At 65.7% G+C, this 17659-nt stretch carries 12 protein-coding genes; 8 read left to right on the forward strand and 4 right to left on the reverse strand.

Translation table 11 applies throughout. The features are described from left to right. Positions 1-14 precede the first annotated feature (14 nt). The 4 genes from C8N43_RS01890 (at position 15) to C8N43_RS01905 (ending at position 6258) form a co-directional block, all read left to right on the forward strand. Positions 15-1352, forward strand: coding sequence for a sigma-54-dependent transcriptional regulator (locus tag C8N43_RS01890; RefSeq protein ID WP_107843999.1), 1338 nt, complete (start codon positions 15-17; stop codon positions 1350-1352). A gap of 208 nt (positions 1353-1560) precedes the next feature. Further along, complete coding sequence (locus C8N43_RS01895) at positions 1561-1905, forward strand: hypothetical protein (protein ID WP_107844000.1); 345 nt, start codon at positions 1561-1563, stop codon at positions 1903-1905. Between the two features lie 428 nt (positions 1906-2333). After that, positions 2334-5168, forward strand: a complete 2835-nt coding sequence (locus C8N43_RS01900; protein WP_107846197.1) for an Rne/Rng family ribonuclease — start codon at positions 2334-2336, stop codon at positions 5166-5168. Between the two features lie 52 nt (positions 5169-5220). Then, positions 5221-6258 (forward strand): hypothetical protein, encoded by a 1038-nt coding sequence (locus C8N43_RS01905; RefSeq protein ID WP_107844001.1) that lies wholly within the window; start codon positions 5221-5223, stop codon positions 6256-6258. Between the two features lie 104 nt (positions 6259-6362). Here the strand turns inward: C8N43_RS01905 and C8N43_RS01910 are convergent, their stop codons facing one another. Then, complete coding sequence (locus C8N43_RS01910; RefSeq protein ID WP_107844002.1) at positions 6363-7697, reverse strand: M48 family metalloprotease; 1335 nt, start codon at positions 7695-7697, stop codon at positions 6363-6365. 81 nt (positions 7698-7778) lie between these two features. On the opposite strand from C8N43_RS01910, the gene C8N43_RS01915 reads away from it, so the two are divergent. The 4 genes from C8N43_RS01915 (at position 7779) to prfB (ending at position 14043) form a co-directional block, all read left to right on the forward strand. Further along, positions 7779-8918: a pyridoxal phosphate-dependent aminotransferase gene (locus C8N43_RS01915; RefSeq protein WP_107846198.1), complete on the forward strand. Its 1140-nt coding sequence runs from the start codon at positions 7779-7781 to the stop codon at positions 8916-8918. Positions 8919-8975: 57 nt separating this feature from the next. Next, positions 8976-10166 carry an N-acetylmuramoyl-L-alanine amidase gene (locus tag C8N43_RS01920; protein WP_107844003.1) on the forward strand — a complete coding sequence of 397 codons (1191 nt, stop codon included), beginning with the start codon at positions 8976-8978 and terminating at the stop codon, positions 10164-10166. 118 nt (positions 10167-10284) lie between these two features. Beyond that, the gene (locus tag C8N43_RS01925) at positions 10285-12810 is read left to right on the forward strand and encodes a penicillin-binding protein 1A (RefSeq protein WP_107844004.1); all 2526 of its coding nucleotides are present in this window, start codon (positions 10285-10287) and stop codon (positions 12808-12810) included. A 105-nt stretch (positions 12811-12915) separates the two neighbouring features. After that, positions 12916-14043 carry a peptide chain release factor 2 gene (gene prfB / locus C8N43_RS01930; RefSeq protein ID WP_107844005.1) on the forward strand — a complete coding sequence of 376 codons (1128 nt, stop codon included), beginning with the start codon at positions 12916-12918 and terminating at the stop codon, positions 14041-14043. On the opposite strand, the gene C8N43_RS01935 is transcribed toward prfB, so the two are convergent. From C8N43_RS01935 to C8N43_RS01945, 3 genes are read right to left on the reverse strand one after another with little or no spacing between them, the layout of a single operon-like run. After that, complete coding sequence (locus C8N43_RS01935; protein ID WP_107844006.1) at positions 14040-15515, reverse strand: MFS transporter; 1476 nt, start codon at positions 15513-15515, stop codon at positions 14040-14042. The genes prfB and C8N43_RS01935 overlap by 4 nt on opposite strands. A gap of 5 nt (positions 15516-15520) precedes the next feature. Then, positions 15521-16072: a bactofilin family protein gene (locus C8N43_RS01940; RefSeq protein ID WP_107844007.1), complete on the reverse strand. Its 552-nt coding sequence runs from the start codon at positions 16070-16072 to the stop codon at positions 15521-15523. Then, positions 16062-17405, reverse strand: coding sequence for a M23 family metallopeptidase (locus C8N43_RS01945; protein WP_107844008.1), 1344 nt, complete (start codon positions 17403-17405; stop codon positions 16062-16064). Before C8N43_RS01945 ends, C8N43_RS01940 begins: the two co-directional genes overlap by 11 nt. Positions 17406-17659: the final 254 nt, after the last annotated feature.

A 17659-nucleotide genomic window follows, 5' to 3' on the forward strand; every position in this document is an offset into this window, starting at 1 on the left:
AAAGGAGCCAGACCATGGCCAACGCTTTGAAAATCGCAATTGTCGACGACGAACAGGACATGCGTCAGTCGATCTCCCAATGGCTCGCGCTGTCGGGCTACGACACCGAGACGTTTGCCAGCGCCGAGGACGCGCTGAAGGGCATCGGCAATGACTACCCCGGGATCGTCGTCTCCGACATCAAGATGCCCGGCATGGACGGGATGGCGTTTCTCAAGCGCCTGATGAGCCAGGACAGCACCCTGCCGGTCATCATGATCACCGGTCATGGCGATGTGCCGATGGCGGTGGAGGCGATGCGCGTGGGCGCCTTCGACTTCCTTGAAAAGCCGTTCAATCCGGAGCGCATGACCCAGCTGGCCAAACGCGCCACGATCTCGCGCCGCCTGACGCTCGACAACCGCGCCCTGCGCCGGGAGCTGTCGGACGGCGCCGCGCTGATGAAGAAGCTCATCGGCTCCAGCCCCGTGATGGAGCGGCTGCGCGAGGATATCCTCGATCTCGGTCAGGCCGACGGCCATGTGCTGATCGATGGCGAGACAGGCACCGGCAAGACGCTGACCGCCCACGCGCTGCACGCGGTGGGGCCGCGGGCGGGCAAGAAATTCGTCACCCTGTCCTGCGCCGCCTTCGATGAGGCCTCGCTTGCCAAGAAACTGTTCGACCCGGTCGAAGAGGGCGAGGAGCTGCCGCTGGTCGAGCAGGCCCGCGGCGGAACCCTGGTGCTGGAAGATATCGAGGCGCTGCCCGGCACGCTGCAGGCCCGTCTGCTGCAGGTGATCAACGAGCAGGGCACCCCGGCGGAGACGCGCATCATCGCGATTTGCAACACGCAAGAGCAGGACAAGACCTGCGAGGACCTGATCCGCGCCGATCTTTATTACCGACTTGCGGCGATGAAGATCACCCTGCCACCCCTGCGCCAGCGCGGCGAGGACATCCTGACGCTGTTCAACCGCTTCGGCGAGCAGTTCGGCGAGGAATACGGCTCCGATGCGCCGCAAGTGGCTGCGCAGGAGGCGGCGCAATTGCTGCAGGCGCCGTGGCCGGGCAACATCCGCCAGCTGATCAATGTGGCCGAGCGCGCGGTGCTGCAGAACCGCCGTGGCTCCGGCTCGATTGCCTCGCTGTTGATGGCCGACAATGCCGAGATGGGGCCTGTCATCACGACCGAGGGCAAGCCGCTGAAGGAATACGTGGAGGCGTTCGAGCGCATGTTGATCGACAACACGATGCGCCGCCACAAGGGCTCGATCGCAAGCGTGATGGACGAGCTATGCCTGCCGCGCCGGACGCTGAACGAGAAGATGGCCAAATACGGATTGCAGCGCGCCGATTACGTCGCGGGGTAGAAGGCCGTTCGAACGGCCTTCCCCACGCGAATTGGAATTCGCGTGGGGAAGTGCCTTGCAAGGCACTTCCTTAAAGCCGCGTCGACGCGGCTTCCGCCATCTCTATAAGGTAACCCGTGGGTTACCTTGCGGCATACGTTTGGATCGAAACGGAAAGTTCGACCCTTTCTGCCTTGGCAGCCCACAGCGGCCGTCGCCATTTAGCCCTATGGAGATTGTAAGTGTTAACGCCTGGGGCTCGCGCGAAGCCCTGTGGTCCAACCTGAAAGCTTGGCTGCCCGCGCAGCGGGGCAGGGTGGTGTGCCTGCAAGAGGTCATCCGCGCCCTCCAACCCAGCCCCGAACAGCTTTACTACCGCGATCCGTACCGCGAGCTGGCGCAGCGCGCCGATCTCTACGATGAGGTTTGCGCGGCCTTTCCGGACCATCAGGCCCGCTTCGCCGATGACGCGCTGATCTCCGATCCGGGCGCGGTCGCGCGGTTCGATGTCCCGGCCGCGCCGGTCGTCTCTGACCACCGCGCTTTGCATCTTTCGGTGATCCTCAACGGGTGAAATCGAGCGATGCCGCAGCGCAGAGGCGATTGCGCATTGTAAAAGACATATGAAACCCCTTATGTGTGGGGAACGGTCCGGTCGCCCAAAGGGGGCGCGTTGGACCGGTAGAGTTTCACTGCAGCCGAGCCGCGCACGACAAAACGACGGCGACGCGTCGCAGGATTAACGGCCCCTCGGGGCCACGCCGCAGGCGCCGGATGCGCGCCGTGGCACCTTTCGTAAAGGCCCGCGCCACAAGGTCGGGTCGGAGACAAGACCGCGATGAGACGCGACGGGGACATTGGCAGGCAAGAAGGCGGACATCGTTCCGCCGCGCCCTATGCCGTGGTCGCCGCAGCTCTCAGGTTCGCCCAAACAAGCCATCCCGCCAGACCCAAAGCGCCCCCCGGGGCGCCCGAAGCCGTGGCCGGATGCGATCGGAAAACATGGCTAAGAAAATGCTTATCGACGCCACCCACGCGGAAGAGACCCGCGTCGTGGTGGCAGACGGAAACAAGATCGAGGAGTTCGATTTTGAATCCGAGAACAAACGCCAGCTCGCTGGCAACATCTACCTCGCAAAAGTAACCCGGGTTGAGCCGTCGCTGCAGGCGGCCTTCGTGGACTATGGCGGCAACCGCCATGGCTTCCTCGCCTATTCGGAAATCCATCCCGACTACTACCAGATCCCCACGGCAGACCGTCAGGCGCTGATCGAGGAAGAGCTCGAATACGCCCGCCAGCAGGCCGAAGAGGACGACGAGGACAAGCCCAAGAAATCCCGCTCACGCTCGCGCAGCCGGTCGCGCTCCCGCGCGTCCAAGGCCAAGTCCGATGATGCGGTCGTGACCGAAGAACTCGCGCCCGAGGCCGAAGCGCCGCCCGCAGAGGCGCTGGAAGAAACCGCAGAGGCCGCGGCAGAGACCGAAGCGCAGGAAGAAAAGCCCAAGAGCCGCTCGCGCTCGCGCCGAAAGAAGGCGGACGAGCCCGCGCCCGAGGGCGAGATCGAAGAGGCCACTGCCGAGGAATCCCAAGACGAGGCCAAGGCCCGCACGGCGGAAGTGGTCGCGGCGATCCCGGGCATGGACGTGGTCGATCTTAAAGACGATGAGGACGACACGGACGCCGACGACGGCGACAGCGGCGACGACGAGGAGGACGACGAACAATCGGCGTCCGAGAAGGACGAGAACATCGAAAGCGTCGCTCAGGAAGACGTGACCGAGGAAATCCGCCAGCCGCGCAAGCCGCGGCCCAAGCGCTACAAGATCCAGGAAGTCATAAAGGTCCGCCAGATCCTGCTGGTCCAGGTCGTCAAGGAAGAGCGCGGCAACAAGGGCGCGGCGCTGACCACGTACCTGTCGCTGGCCGGCCGCTACTGCGTGCTGATGCCCAACACCGCCCGCGGCGGCGGCATCTCGCGCAAGATCACCAACGCGGCGGACCGCAAAAAGCTGAAGGCCATCGCCTCCGAAATCGACGTGCCGAAAGGCGCGGGTCTGATCGTGCGCACGGCGGGCAGCCAGCGCACCAAGACCGAGATCAAGCGCGACTACGAATACCTGCAGCGCCAGTGGGAGCAGGTCCGCGAGCTGACGCTGAAATCCATCGCGCCCGCGCAGATCTACGAAGAGGGCGACCTGATCAAACGCTCGATCCGCGATCTCTATAACAAGGAGATCGACGAGGTCATCGTCGAGGGCGAGGGCGGCTACCGCACCGCCAAGGACTTCATGAAGATGATCATGCCGTCCCACGCCAAGAACGTGAAGCGCTACACCGACCCGATGCCGCTGTTTGCGCGCTATCAGGTGGAAAGCTACCTGTCGGGCATGTTCAACCCGACCGTGCAGCTGCCCTCCGGCGGCTACATCGTGATCGGTATCACCGAGGCGCTGGTCGCCGTGGACGTGAACTCCGGCCGCGCCACCAAGGAAGGCTCGATCGAGCAGACCGCGCTCAAGACCAACCTTGAAGCCGCCGCTGAAGTGGCCCGTCAGGCGCGCCTGCGCGACCTCGCCGGACTGATCGTGATCGACTTCATCGACATGGACGAGCGGCGCAACAACAACGCCGTCGAGAAGCTTCTGAAAGACAAGCTGAAGACCGACCGTGCCCGCATTCAGGTGGGCCGCATCTCTGGCTTCGGCCTGCTCGAGATGTCACGCCAGCGTCTGCGCCCCGGCATGCTCGAGGCGTCCACACAGTCCTGCCCGTCGTGCCACGGCACCGGCCTGATCCGCTCCGACGACAGCCTTGCGCTGACCATCCTGCGCCAGCTGGAAGAAGAAGGCACCCGCAAACGCTCCCGCGAGGTGCTGCTGAAGGCGCCCGTGGCGGTCATCAACTACCTGATGAACGAGAAGCGCGAGCATCTGGCCCAGATCGAATCCCGCTACAACATGGCCGTGCGTCTGGAAGCCGACCCGCATCTGGTTAGCCCCGACTACTCGATCGAGAAGTTCAAGACAGCGACCCGCGTGATCCACCCGGTCGCGGCGAATGTGGTCTCGATGGACAGCATCGACATGTCCGATATGGACGAGGTCGAAGAGGCGGAAGAGGTGGTCGAAGAGACTGCTGCGACGCCGGAGACGCCCGAGCTGGACGAAGACGGCAACCCGAAGAAGAAAAAGCGCCGTCGCCGGCGTGGGGGCCGGGGCCGTTCCAAGTCGCGCTCTGAAAATGATGAAAACGGCGAGACGTCCGAGGGCGGCGAAGCGCAGGCTGCGCCCGATGATGCGGCGGGCGAGGACGCTCCGGCGGAGACCTCGACCGACGCGCCTGCGGAGGAGAAGCCCAAGAGCCGGTCGCGTTCCCGCTCGCGCAAGCCCAAGGACGAAGTCGCTGCAGACGCCGCCGAGACTACGGATGCGACAGCAGAAGAGTCGAGCCCGGCGGCCGAAGATGAGACGCCAAAGAAGACCACCCGCTCGCGCGCCAAGAAGCCCAAGGCAGACGCGCCTGTGGCCGAGGCCGAGGCGGAAGCTCCGGCGGAGGACGAAAAGCCCAAGAAGACCACCCGGTCCCGGGCGAAGAAGCCGAAAGTAGAGGCGGACGCACCGGCCGAGCCTGTCGCGGACGCTCCTGCAGAACCGGTGGCCGAAGAGCCCGCGCCGAAGCCCAAGAAGACTCGCACCCGGGTCTCCAAGCCGAAAGTGGCCGAGACGGTTGAGGCCGCACCGGCGGAAGCGGCGCCTGCAGAGGCTGCCACCGCCGAGCCGGCCGCAGAAGAGGCCCCCAAGCCCAAGCGCAAGGGCTGGTGGTCGCTGGGCCGCTAGGCTTTGACATTATGACAGGGCGTGCCAGCGGCGCGCCCTGTTTGTGTTTGCGATGAGCTACGATCTCAACATCTATCTCAGCCCAGGGCCACAGCCTGTGCCGGACCCGGTCGAAGGCTTGGGCTGGCAGATCGCGGTTTATCCCGCGACCCCGATTGATCCCGACGACATGCCGGTCGAGCTGCGCGCCGCGATTGGCCCGCGCAGCCACTTGGTGTCCGTGCATCTCGAAGGGGCCCGCACGTCCCGGGCCGAAGACACGCTGGCGCAGATGATCGAGCAGTTCGTGCTCTACGATAATGCGGTGGTGCATGATCTGCAGACCGACCTGCTCACGAGCCAGAAGGGTGTGCAGCAACTGATCATTGCCCCACCGGAACCGCGGCCCGCACCGCTGGTGATGGAGTGGATCTACCGCTGCGCGGCGCCTGGGCGCGCGGCGTTGCGCGAACGCATTCTTGATGTGATCGCGGCGACCGCACCCAAGGCCATGCCGCGCCGCTATGGCAGCTTCGAGCCGATGCCGTTTACCTTTGCCGAGACGGGTCGCGCGCATCTGCTGGAGGACTGGGGGCGCGAGGAATGGTCCTATTTCTGGCGTGGCAGCGCGCCGTATCAGTGGTGTTTCCACCACGCGCCGATGGTGACCGATGTCCGGCCGCCCAATGAGATGGAGCTGTACGAGTGGTGTTCGATGTCGCTTCACGTGTCACAGCGCATCCTGAAGACGAAAAAGGACAAGGCCGCAATGCTGGCGCTGTTTGCCGCGCTGAGCGAGGCGCTGGACGTGGTCTATGCCGAGATTGTCAGCGAGGCAGATCGCGGCCCGCTCTTCAAGGGTTACGGCTTGCCGCCGCGCGCAGGACTTGCATGCGTCATCGGGCCCGACTATGCACCCCATTGGCCGGATTTTGTCGAAGGGTCGAAGGCGATCGGGCAGCACCACATGCGCGATAGCATCATTGGCGACGACATATTGCCAGTGCCGCCCGAAACGCTTCACGCCCCGCCGCAGCTGGACCCGCTGAACAACCCGCTCAATACCAAGTGGGCGCGCGCCGAAATATTTCCATTCAAACCTCTGAGCTAGGCGCGGGAAGGCCGTTCGAACGGCCTTTCTTCACGGGGTTTCAAACCCCGTGGGATGCGCCTTGCAAGGCGCATCAAGTAACGCGCGTCGACGCGCGTTTGGCCTCAACGTCTGCGCGGCGCGGCCTTCGCGGCCGCCAGCACATCCTGCGCGCGCAGCCATCCGTTCGAGCCGCGCGGCAGGGCGCCCGCGGCCCGCTTGGCGTGAAGCTCGGCATCCTTGAAGCGACCGGTCACCACGAACCGCTCCGCCGTGGCGACAGACGCCATGGCATTCTGCCCGGACTTCGCATGGGCCAGTGCCAGATCACGCAGCATGCGCGGATTGTTGGGATCGCGCGCCCGCGCGCGGTTCAGGATCGTCAACGCCTGTTTCACATTGGCGGCGCTGCCTTCCAGCAGCAGCGCGCGGCCCAGCTCCGCCTCGATGAGCGCCTGGCGCGGCGCAAGCGCCAGCGCGCGGCGGTAGGATTGCACGGCGGCGGCGTAATTGCGGCTTTCCAGCAGGATTTGCCCGCGCAGCTCGTGGTAGAACGGGTCGTTGGGTCGCATGTTGACGAGGCGCGTCACCTCGTTGATCGCCTTCTTGGGGGCGGGCGTCTTGTGATAGGCAATCGCCCGGCGCAGCACCGCGATCTCGCCATTGCCCTTGCTTGCGTCGCGGCGCAGCACGTAGCGTGGGTTGCGCAGGAAGCCCTGCAATTTGGCCGACATGCGGGCGTACCAATATTGGGCCGAGGCGGGGGCGGTGCTGGTGCGGCCCTTGGCGCCGGCGACATAGCCCTTCACCGCGCGCACCCGGTCGGAACTGAGCGGGTGGCTGCGCGCATAGGGGTCCTGGCGACCGGGGCGAAGCGCCTCTTGGCCGCGGAAGATCTCCAGAATGTCGAGCATCGCGGCGGGGTCGATCCCGGCGCTCACAAGATAGCGCAGCGCGCTTTGATCGGCGGACGCTTCCTCGGCCCGGGTATGGGCGAAGAAGGCTCGCTGCGCCGAGCTGGCCGTGCCCGCCGCAAGCCCCACCGCCGCCTGACCCTGACCGCCCGCGGCCGCCGCGGCCGCCAGCGCGAGCCCCACCGCGGAGATCCGGCTGGCCGAGCGCGCGTTCGTCGCGCGCCGCGTCAGGTGGCCATTGGCGATATGGGCGACCTCATGGGCAATGACGGCCTGCAGCGCCTCGGGGCGCTGGAGCCGCATGATCAATCCGGAATGGATGAAGATGTGGTTGGCGTCGACCACAAACGCGTTCAGCGTCGAGGCGTTGATCACCAGGATGCGGATGCGGTTCGGCCCCATGCCCGCGGCGCTCAGCACGGGCCGGGCGAGCTGCTTGAGCGAGTGCTCGATCTCGGCGTCGCGGATCAGGCTGACGGCGGCGGCGGGCAGGCTGACGCAGGCCAGCACCAGCGCCGCGAGGCTCAGGCGAAAGAGATGGATCATCGGCGGCGTCCTCCGGCAAGGCGATTTGACCCCGACCTGCGCGCGGGGTTAGGTGCGCTGAAACGAGACTGCGAGGATATGATGCGAAGTTCAAGCCGCGGCGAGGTCGCTCCCTTCATTGTTATGGATGTCATGGAGCAGGCGCGCGCGCTCGAGGCCGCGGGCCGCTCGATCATCCATATGGAGGTGGGCCAGCCGGGAACCTCCGCGCCACAACGCGCGCGGCAGGCTTTGGCGCAGGCGATGGAGAGCGATGCGCTTGGCTACACGGTCGCGCTTGGCCTGCCGGAGCTGCGCGCGGGCATCGCCGATCTCTACCGCGACTGGTACGGCGTCGATCTGGACCCGGGCCGCGTGGTGATCACCGCTGGATCGTCAGCGGCGTTCGTGCTGGCCTTCACCGCGCTGTTCGAGGCGGGCGAGGCGGTGGGCGTGACCGAGCCCGGCTACCCGAGCTACCGGCAAATCCTCAAGTCGCTCAGCCTGACCCCGCACGCGATCCCGACCCAGTCCGAAACCCGACATGTGCCTGAATTGCCTGACGAAAACCTGGCCGGGCTGATCGTGGCGTCGCCGGCCAATCCCACGGGCACGATGCTGTCGCGGGGTGATCTGGAGCGGCTGATTGCGGCATGTCAGGCGCGCGATGTGGCGTTTATCTCGGACGAGATTTACCACGGCGTGCAGTATGACGGCCGCGCGATCAGTGCCCTGGAGATCAGCGACGACGTCTATGTCATCAATTCGTTCTCGAAATATTTCTCCATGACCGGCTGGCGTTTGGGCTGGATGGTCGTGCCCGAGGACCACGTGCGCCGGATCGAGCGGCTGGCGCAAAACATGTTCATCTGCGCGCCGCACGCGGCCCAGATCGCGGCACTTGGCGCGCTGCAGGCGCGGGACGAGACTGAAACAATGTTGCAGGTCTACGCGGAGAACCGCCGCCTGATGCTTGACGGCTTACCGCGCGCGGGCTGTGACAAGATCGCGCCGCCCGACGGGGCCTTCTACATCTATGCGGATGTCTCCGAGCACACGCAGGACAGCCTCGCCTTCGCCGCCGAAATCCTCAACGAGGCGGGGGTCGCGGTGACGCCGGGTCTGGATTTCGACCCCGTCCGCGGTCACCGGACACTGAGGTTCTCCTACGCACGGGCCACCTCGGACATCGTCGAAGGCCTGCAGCGCCTGACCCGTTTCATGGCAGAACGCGCCAAGTAGCCCTTCGCCCGGGCGGAGAATCCTGCTAGTCTTGACGCAAAACAAGAACAGGCGGTCATGAGCAGGCTCCTTGCATATCTTACGGCCCTCGCGCTTGCGGGGGCGCCGGTCGTGGCCCAGGACGGGCTGCGGGCGCTGGCGCGCGTCAACCTTGACGCCTCGGGCGTGGAGGACACGCGGCGTGGTGCCGAGTTGACGCTGGCGCTGACCCAGGCCGTGCCCTACCGCGTGCAGCTGATGGCAGGGCCGCCGCGCGTGGCGGTGGACTTCCGCGAGGTGGCGTTTGACGCGGATATCGCGGCGCTCGACCGGGCGGAGCGTGTCGTGTCGGTGCGCGCGGGCACGATCCGGGACGGCTGGTCGCGGCTGGTGCTCGAGCTTGATGGCCCGATGGAGGTGACCCGCGCCGGCATGGTGACCGACCCGCTCGACGGTGACGCGACGATCACGCTGGCGCTCTCTCCCACCGATGCCGACAGCTTCGCGGCCAAGGCCAAGCAGGAGGCCACCAATTTGCCGAAATGGACCGCGCCCGAGCCCGACACGGCGCGGCGGGTCGTTGTGATCGACCCGGGCCATGGCGGCGTCGATCCGGGCGCGCAGCGCAAGGGGCATGACGAGGCCGATCTGATGTTGATCTTCGCCCGCGAGCTGCGCGAACAGCTGCTGCGCACCGGGCGCTACGACGTGTTGCTGACGCGGGAGGCGGATGCGTTCGTGTCGCTGCCCATGCGCGTCTCCATCGCGCGGGCGGCGGGGGCGGATGTGTTCCTGTCGCTCCATGCCGACGCCCTGGCTGAGGGGCGCGCCACGGGCACCACGATCTACACCCTGTCCGACGAGGCGAGCGACGCCGCGAGTGAGAAGCTGGCCGAGCGTCAGGACCGCACCGACATCGTGGCGGGGGTCGATCTGACGGCGCAGGATGACCAGATCGCCACCATCCTGATGGACCTCGCCCGCCGCGAAACCCAGCCGCGCACCGACCGGCTGGCCGACGCGTTGGTGGTGGGGCTGCGCGACAGCATCGGCACCCTGCACAAACGCCCGCGGCTGGAGGCGGGGTTTTCGGTGCTGAAAGCGCCAGACATTGCATCGGTGCTGATCGAGCTGGGCTTCATGTCGTCGCAAAGCGATCTCGACCGGCTGCTCGACCCCGTCTGGCGGTCGCAGGCGGCGGTGGGAATCGTCGACGCGCTGGACGCCTGGGCGCTGGAGGACGCGGCGATTGCCGCGGGGCGACTGTGAGACGCAGAAGAAGTGATCGAAAAGGGCCGAAAACGGCTGATAATTGCCCTTCGGGTCTTTTGACCTTGGCCCGGCGGGCCTTTATAACAGGGGCAACGAGCAAATGGGGGCAGTCTTAATGCTGCGCGCGATACTTTCCTTCTTCGGTTCAATCTTCTCGGTGCTCACCATCGGGCTGGTGGCGGTTGCGATGTTGATCGGCGCGATCTTCATGATGTATGCCCGCGACCTGCCCAACACCGACCAGCTGGCGCAATACACGCCGCCGACGATCTCGCGCATCTATTCGGGCCGGGGCGAGCTGATCGACGAGTTCGCCCAGGAACGCCGCCTGTTTGCCCCCGCAAACGAGATCCCCGACATGGTGAAGCAGGCCTTCATCTCCGCCGAGGACAAGCATTTCTACAGCCACAAGGGCTATGACCCGCTGGGCATGGTCGCCGCCGCCGTGGATGCCGCCAAGGGCGGTCGCCTGCGCGGCGCCTCGACGATCACCCAGCAGGTGATGAAGAACTTTCTTTTGTCGGGCGACCGCTCCGCCGAGCGCAAGATCAAGGAGCTGATCCTGGCCTCGCGCATCGAGGGCACGCTGAGCAAGGACAAGATCCTCGAGCTGTATCTCAACGAGATTTTCCTGGGCCAGAACAGCTTCGGCGTGGCCGCCGCCGCCCAGACCTATTTCAACAAGACCCTGTCGGAGCTGACGGTCGAAGAGGCGGCTTATCTGGCCGTGCTGCCCAAGGCGCCATCCCGCTACCACCCGGTGCGTCAGAACGAGCGCGCGGTGGGGCGGCGCAACTTTGTGCTCAAAGAAATGTTCGAGAATGGCTACATCTCCGAAGAGGAATACCTGACTGCCCGCGAGAAGCCGCTGGAGACGGTGCAGTCGGGCAGCTTCGTCGCCTTCAAGTCAGAGCTGCCGGACCGTGACTACTTCACCGACGAGATCCGCCGCCAGCTGTCCAAGGATTTCGGCGAGGAGGAATTCTTCGGCGGTGGCCTGACGATCCGGGCCACCGTGGACCGCGAACTGCAGACCGAAGCCGCCAAGTCCCTGCGCCGCGCGCTGGAAGAGTATGATCGCGGGCAGGGCGTGTTCCGCCGCGTGACCACGAAGATCGAGGCCGAGGCGCTCGCGGGCGAGGGCTGGCGCGAGACGCTGGCGGAGACCTCTTTCCCCCGTGACATCGAAGGCTGGAAGGTCGCCGTCGTGCTGGGCTTCGAGGGCACTGACGCGCGCGTGGGCATCGAGGGCCAAGAGGCTACTGGCACGATCCCGGGCTCCGACGTCGGCTGGGCGCGACCCCGCCGCGAGGACGGCTCGCTCGGCAGCCGCGCCAAGGACGTCGACAATCTGCTTGATGTGGGCGACGTGGTGCATGTGCGTGCGGGCGACGATGGCACGTGGTCGCTGCGCCAGATCCCCGAAGTGCAGGGCGGCTTCATGGCGATGGACGTCAACACGGGCCGCGTGCTGGCGATGCAGGGCGGGTTCAGCTACCAGCATTCGGTCTTCAACCGCGCGACGCAGGCAACGCGCCAGCCGGGCTCCAGCTTCAAGCCGTTCGTTTACGCCGCCGCGCTGGACTCGGGCTTTGCGCCGAACACGATCGTCGTGGACGCACCGATCGAGATCAACACGCCCCAAGGCCTGTGGCGGCCTAAGAACGCGTCGAACAAGTTCTACGGACCGACCCCCGTGCGCACAGGTATCGAGCAGTCGCGCAACCTGATGACCATCCGTCTGGCCGAAGAGATCGGCATGGGCACGGTCGCGCAATATGCCGAGCGGTTCGGCGTCTATGACGATATGAACCCGTTCCTGTCCAACGCCCTCGGCGCGCAGGAATCCACGCTGCTCAAGATGGTCACAGCCTACGCGATGTTCGCCAATGGCGGCGAGCGAGTGGAGCCGACGCTGGTGGACCGGGTGCAGGACCGCTGGGGCCGCACCGTCTACCGCCACGACCAGCGGGTGTGCAACGAGTGCCAGCTGGCCTCGCTGGATGCAAATTTCGCCCCCGCGATCACCTCGAGCCGGGAGCGGGTGATGGATGCGATCACCGCCTACCAGCTGACCTCGATGATGAAGGGCGTGGTGGACCGCGGCACGGCCCGGCGCACGGTCAATCTGAGCGTGCCCACGGCGGGCAAGACCGGCACCACCAATGATGCCAAGGACGTGTGGTTCGTGGGCTTTACCTCCAACATCGTGGCCGGCTGCTACATTGGCTATGACCGCCCGCGGGCCATGGGCCGCGGGGCGTCGGGCGGTGGCATGTGCGGGCCGGTCTTCACCAGCTTCATGAAGAAGGCCACCGCGAAATACGGCGGCGGCAAGTTCAAGGTGCCCGAGGGCGGCTATTTCGTGAAGATCGACCGCTTCACCGGCGCGGTGCTGCCGGATAACGCGTCGGGCGATCATGTGGTTGCCGAGTATTTCCGCCTTGGCGAAGAGCCCGCCTACGGTCTGGGCGCAATCCTCGACGGTGGCTTTGCCATGGGCTCGAACCTGACGCTGTTCGGGCGCGGGGATGCGGAGGACCTCAACCAGGTCACCGAAGTGACGACGTCGACCGGCAAGAAGGCCGTGATCCCGAAGCGGGCCAATTTCGGCACCCTGTCTGCGGGCGGTCTGTACTGACGTCCGACCAGCCATTGTTCCTATCCGGTTGAAGCCCGCCTTGCGCGCGCGTGGGGGCTGGCTTACACCCTTGATCCGACCACCTTTATTGCCAGGACCCGAGAAATGCGCGCAGACGCCCAGAACAATGTGGATGCCATCGAGAAGTCCCTCGGGCTGCTGCGCCAGCGCATGGATTGGGAGACCGCCGCCTACCGGCTGGAGGAGTTCAACGCCCGCGTCGAGGACCCCAACCTGTGGGATGACCCGGAGGCGGCCCAGAAGCTGATGCGGGAGCGGCAGTCACTGGTCGATGCCATGGAAAGCTACGAGAGCATGAAGCAGGAGCTCGACGACAGCGTCGAGCTGATCGAGCTGGGCGAGATGGAGGATGACGCGGAGGTCGTCTCTGACGCCGAGGCAGCGCTTGTCGCCCTGAAGGAGAAAGCCGCCGCGGCAGAGCTTGAAGCGCTGCTCAACGGCGAGGCGGATGCCAACGACACCTTCCTAGAGATAAACGCAGGCGCGGGCGGCACGGAAAGCTGCGACTGGGCGTCGATGCTGGCGCGCATGTACACCCGCTGGGCGGAGAAGCGCGGCTACAAGGTCGAGTTGCAGTCCATGTCGGCGGGGGACGAAGCCGGGATCAAATCCGCGGCCTACAAGATCAGTGGCCACAACGCCTATGGCTGGCTCAAATCCGAGAGCGGCGTGCACCGGCTGGTGCGCATCTCGCCCTATGACAGCGCGGCCAAGCGGCACACCTCGTTCAGCTCGGTCTGGGTCTACCCGGTGGTCGACGACAATATCGAGATCGAGGTGAACCCCAGCGACATTCGCATCGACACCTACCGGTCTTCGGGGGCGGGCGGGCAGCACGTCAACACGACCGATTCCGCCGTGCGCATCACCCATGAGCCGACGGGGATTGTGGTGACAAGCTCCGAGAAATCCCAGCACCAGAACCGCGACATCGCCATGAAGGCCCTGAAATCGCGGCTCTACCAGATGGAGCTGGACCGCCGGAATGCGGCCATCAACGAGGCCCATGAGAACAAGGGCGACGCGGGCTGGGGCAACCAGATCCGCTCCTACGTGCTGCAGCCCTACCAGATGGTGAAGGACCTGCGCACGAGCTACGAAACCTCTGACACCAAGGGCGTGCTCGACGGCGATCTCGACGGCTTCATGGGGGCGACGCTGGCGATGGATGTGTCCGGCAAATCCCGCGCCGAAGCGCAGGCCGAGGACTAGGTCCGAACCGGCACACGCCCGCCGAACCAAGCAATGACTGCAGAGATGACGCAGAGCGCGGAGGCTGCCCAGGCCACCGTGATGAAGGCCGCGTTGCTGGCGTCGGTGTGTCCGGGGTCGAGCATGATCTGACCGTAGGTCGCGGGCCCATCAAGCGCGCCATATTGCAACGCCACGACCGACCCCATGGCCGCCACGGCGATCAGCCCGGCCATGCGTGTGACCGCGTTGTTGATGCCCGACGCCGTGCCGCCCGCATGGGGCTCGACCGAGCCCATGACCTGGCTCGACAGCGGCGCCACGATCAGCGCCATGCCGACGCCCTGGAAGCACATGGCAGGCAGCACCGCGTACCAGAAATTCTGCGACGGGATCACCATGGCAAGTGCGGCGTAGCCCGTGGCCAGAACCAGTGATCCGGCGATGAGCAGCGGGGTCGGGCCGTAGCGCGTGGCAAGCGAGCCCGCGAGGCCGGACAGAAGCGCGATGAAGACCGACAGCGGCGCGTAGGCCGCGGAGGTCGCGATGGCCGACAGGCCCCAGCCGCCGATCAGCAGCATCGGCAGGTACATCAGCACCGCGGAGAAAGAGAAGTAGATGCAGAACGCCACGAGGTTCGCGGCCGAGAACCCACGATTGCGAAACAGCGACAGCGGCATCATCGGATGCGGGCTGCGCGCCTCGATCCGCAGGAAGATACCGATCACCGCCAGCCCGATTGCACCCGCGATCAGGTTCTCCATGTTGGGCACGTTGCCATGCTCCGCGCCGCTCAAGGCCCAGGCGAACAGACCCAGACCCAGCGTCGCGGCGATGGCGCCGGGGATGTCAAGCCCGCGCTCGGGCTGGGCGGGGTCCTGCGTGACCTTGGAGTAGAGAAAAAACAGCGCGAGCGCGCCAAGCGGCAGGTTCACCGCGAAGATCCAGCGCCAGCTGTCCATGCCGCCCGCGCTGATCACCAGACCACCCAGGATCGGGCCAAGCGCCGAGGTGACGGCCGCAGAGGCCGCCCAGATGCCGATGGCGCGGCCACGCTCCTCATTGGGGTAGGCGCGCGAGATCAGGGCGAGCGAGCCGGGGACCATGAAGGCCGCGGCAAAGCCTTGCACCCCGCGCGCAAGGATCAGGAAGGTTGCGGTGGGCGCGAAGGCGCAGGCCAGCGACGCCAGCACAAACAGCGCAATGCCAAGGCCGAACACGCGTGCCAGCCCAAACCGGTCGCCCGTGGCCCCGCCCACAAGGATCAGGGCGGAGAGGGTCAGCAAATAGCCGTTGGAGACCCACTGCGCTTCCAGCAGGGTGGCGTCGAGCGACACACGGATCGAGGGCAGGGCAATCGCCACGATCGAGCCATCGATGAAACCAAGCGATGAGGCGAGGATCGCTGCCGCCAAGAGATACGGGCGGCTTTCAGGGGCGCAGAGGGGGAGCGACCTCGGAGCGTGGTGTTCCAAGGTCGCACGGTCTTCCATGCGCTTTAGCTTTTGGGAGCTTCAGCAGGCTTTGGTGCGGCGGACGGTGCCGCGGCAGCTGGGGTCGCGCCGACCCCGGATGCGGCCGATTTCGGGCCGGTGTTCAGCGGGTCGTCCTGACGCTGCACGGAGCCTTCGAAATGCGCACCGCTCTCGATGGCGATGGTCTTGTGGATGATATCGCCTTCCACGCGGGCGGTGGAGGTCAGGCGCACCTTCAGGCCGCGCACGCGACCGATGACGCGGCCATTGACCACGATATCGTCGGCGACGATCTCGCCCTTGATCACGGCGGTCTCACCCACGGTCAGCAGGTGCGCGCGGATATCGCCCTCGACGTTGCCCTCAACCTGGATATCGCCGGTGGTCTTCAAGTTGCCCGTGATGGTCAGGTCCGTCGACAGGGTCGACGGCGGTGCCTTGGGACGGGGGCTGGAAGAGAAATCAGGCTTCGGCGCGCTCGACGGCGCGGCGGGGGCGGCGCCAGAGGGCGCGGCGGCAGCCTTGCTGTCCTCGGGTTTCGCATTGGGGTCGTTGATCTTGCTTTTAGAAAACATCGCGTCCTGCCTTGATATAGGTCATCGGGTTGACCGGAGTTCCGTTGAGACGGACCTCGTAGTGAAGATGGGTGCCGGTGACACGGCCAGTGGCTCCCATATCACCGATCCGGTCTCCACGCGATACCCTTTGACCCACTTTTACACGAATAGTCGAGTTATGGGCATAGCGGGTTTCAATACCAAAGGCGTGTTTGATTTTGACAAGTTTGCCGTAGCCGGACTGCCATCCGGCATGGGTCACGACGCCGTCGGCGGTCGCATAGATCGGCGTGCCGCGCGCACCGGCGAAGTCCACGCCCGCGTGCATCCGGCGGCCCGCGCCCTTGGGGTCGCGGCGGTAGCCGAAGGGCGAGGTGAAGCGGAAGGCGGCCTTGACCGGCATCGCCACGGGCGACTTGTCGGCGGCGATGCGGAACAGGTTGATCCGGTCGAGCTCTTTAAGCAGGCGGTTTGCACGCTGCGAGGTGCCATCGGTGATCGTGCCCCCGCCGGAGGTCGACATAGTGGCGGGCAGCAGCGGGCCACCCTGACCGGAATAGCCGCGACGCACTTCGCGCAGTATGCTGTCGGTCGGCATGCCCGCGGCGCGGAACATCTTGTCGAGCGGCTCCAGCGAGACAGTCACGGCCTCCTCTAAGCGCTGGAAGATGCGATTGTTGCGCTCTTCGTTCATCTTCAGCTCAAAGCGCAGCTCTTCGGCGGTGTCGAACGCGGCCTGCGCGTCATTGGCGATCTGGTCGCGCTCGGCGGCAGTCTCCTCTAAGGCTGCGGTCAGGAAGGCGACCGAGCCGTCGACGGTCTTGGCCTTGGCGATCGCCGCCTCGCCTTCGGTGTCGCCTTCCAGGCGCGCGGTCAGGATTTCGGTCTCTTCGCGGGCGCTGTCGCGCTCTTTCATGGTGCGGCGCAGGGTGGTCTGGATCACCTCGATGCCGGTCTCAAGCTCGGTGCGGCGATCCTCGGAGGCGAGCAGGGCGCTCTGCATCTCGGAGATCTGGTCGAGCGCCACATAGAAGCGCTCGTGGGCGGCGGCGGCCTCTTCGGCGCGGTGGTCGCGTTCGCGCGACAGGGCGTTCAGGCGGGCCTCGTAGATGTTGCGCTCGCGCTGTGCCTGTTCGCGCGCGTTCCCCGCAGAGATCGTGTCCATCAGGAAGATCGCGGTGACCACGAAGGTCCAGCAGGCGACGACGGAGGCGCAGGCGAGGATGCCGGCCTGGGTCGAGGGGCGCAGCCGGATGAACCGGGTGCCCTGATCGGATTTCAAGAAGAGCCGCTGCTCGGGCAGGCGGCGTTCAATGGCATGATCTATTGAATCGATAAGGCGTGTTCTCACGTCTCGGCCTTCCCGTGTTACCCCAGTTCTTTGCCCCGTGGTTGGTCCCCACCTATCCACAGGTTGGCGTTTGCTTAAACATTGAGCTTAAGGGTCGCAACAAATAACCCGCGGGCTGTGACGAACTGCGCCGATTTGCGCCGATATGGGCGGGTTTTCGCCGACCGGCGATCGGTCCCAATTTTCAGCTTTTTCGGGCGGAATCAACGACAAGCGGGGTGCCGTTGGGTCACTTGGGCGGGTGGGCACCGCCC

The sequence above is a fragment of the Litoreibacter ponti genome (assembly GCF_003054285.1).
Taxonomy (GTDB): Bacteria; Pseudomonadota; Alphaproteobacteria; order Rhodobacterales; family Rhodobacteraceae; genus Litoreibacter; species Litoreibacter ponti.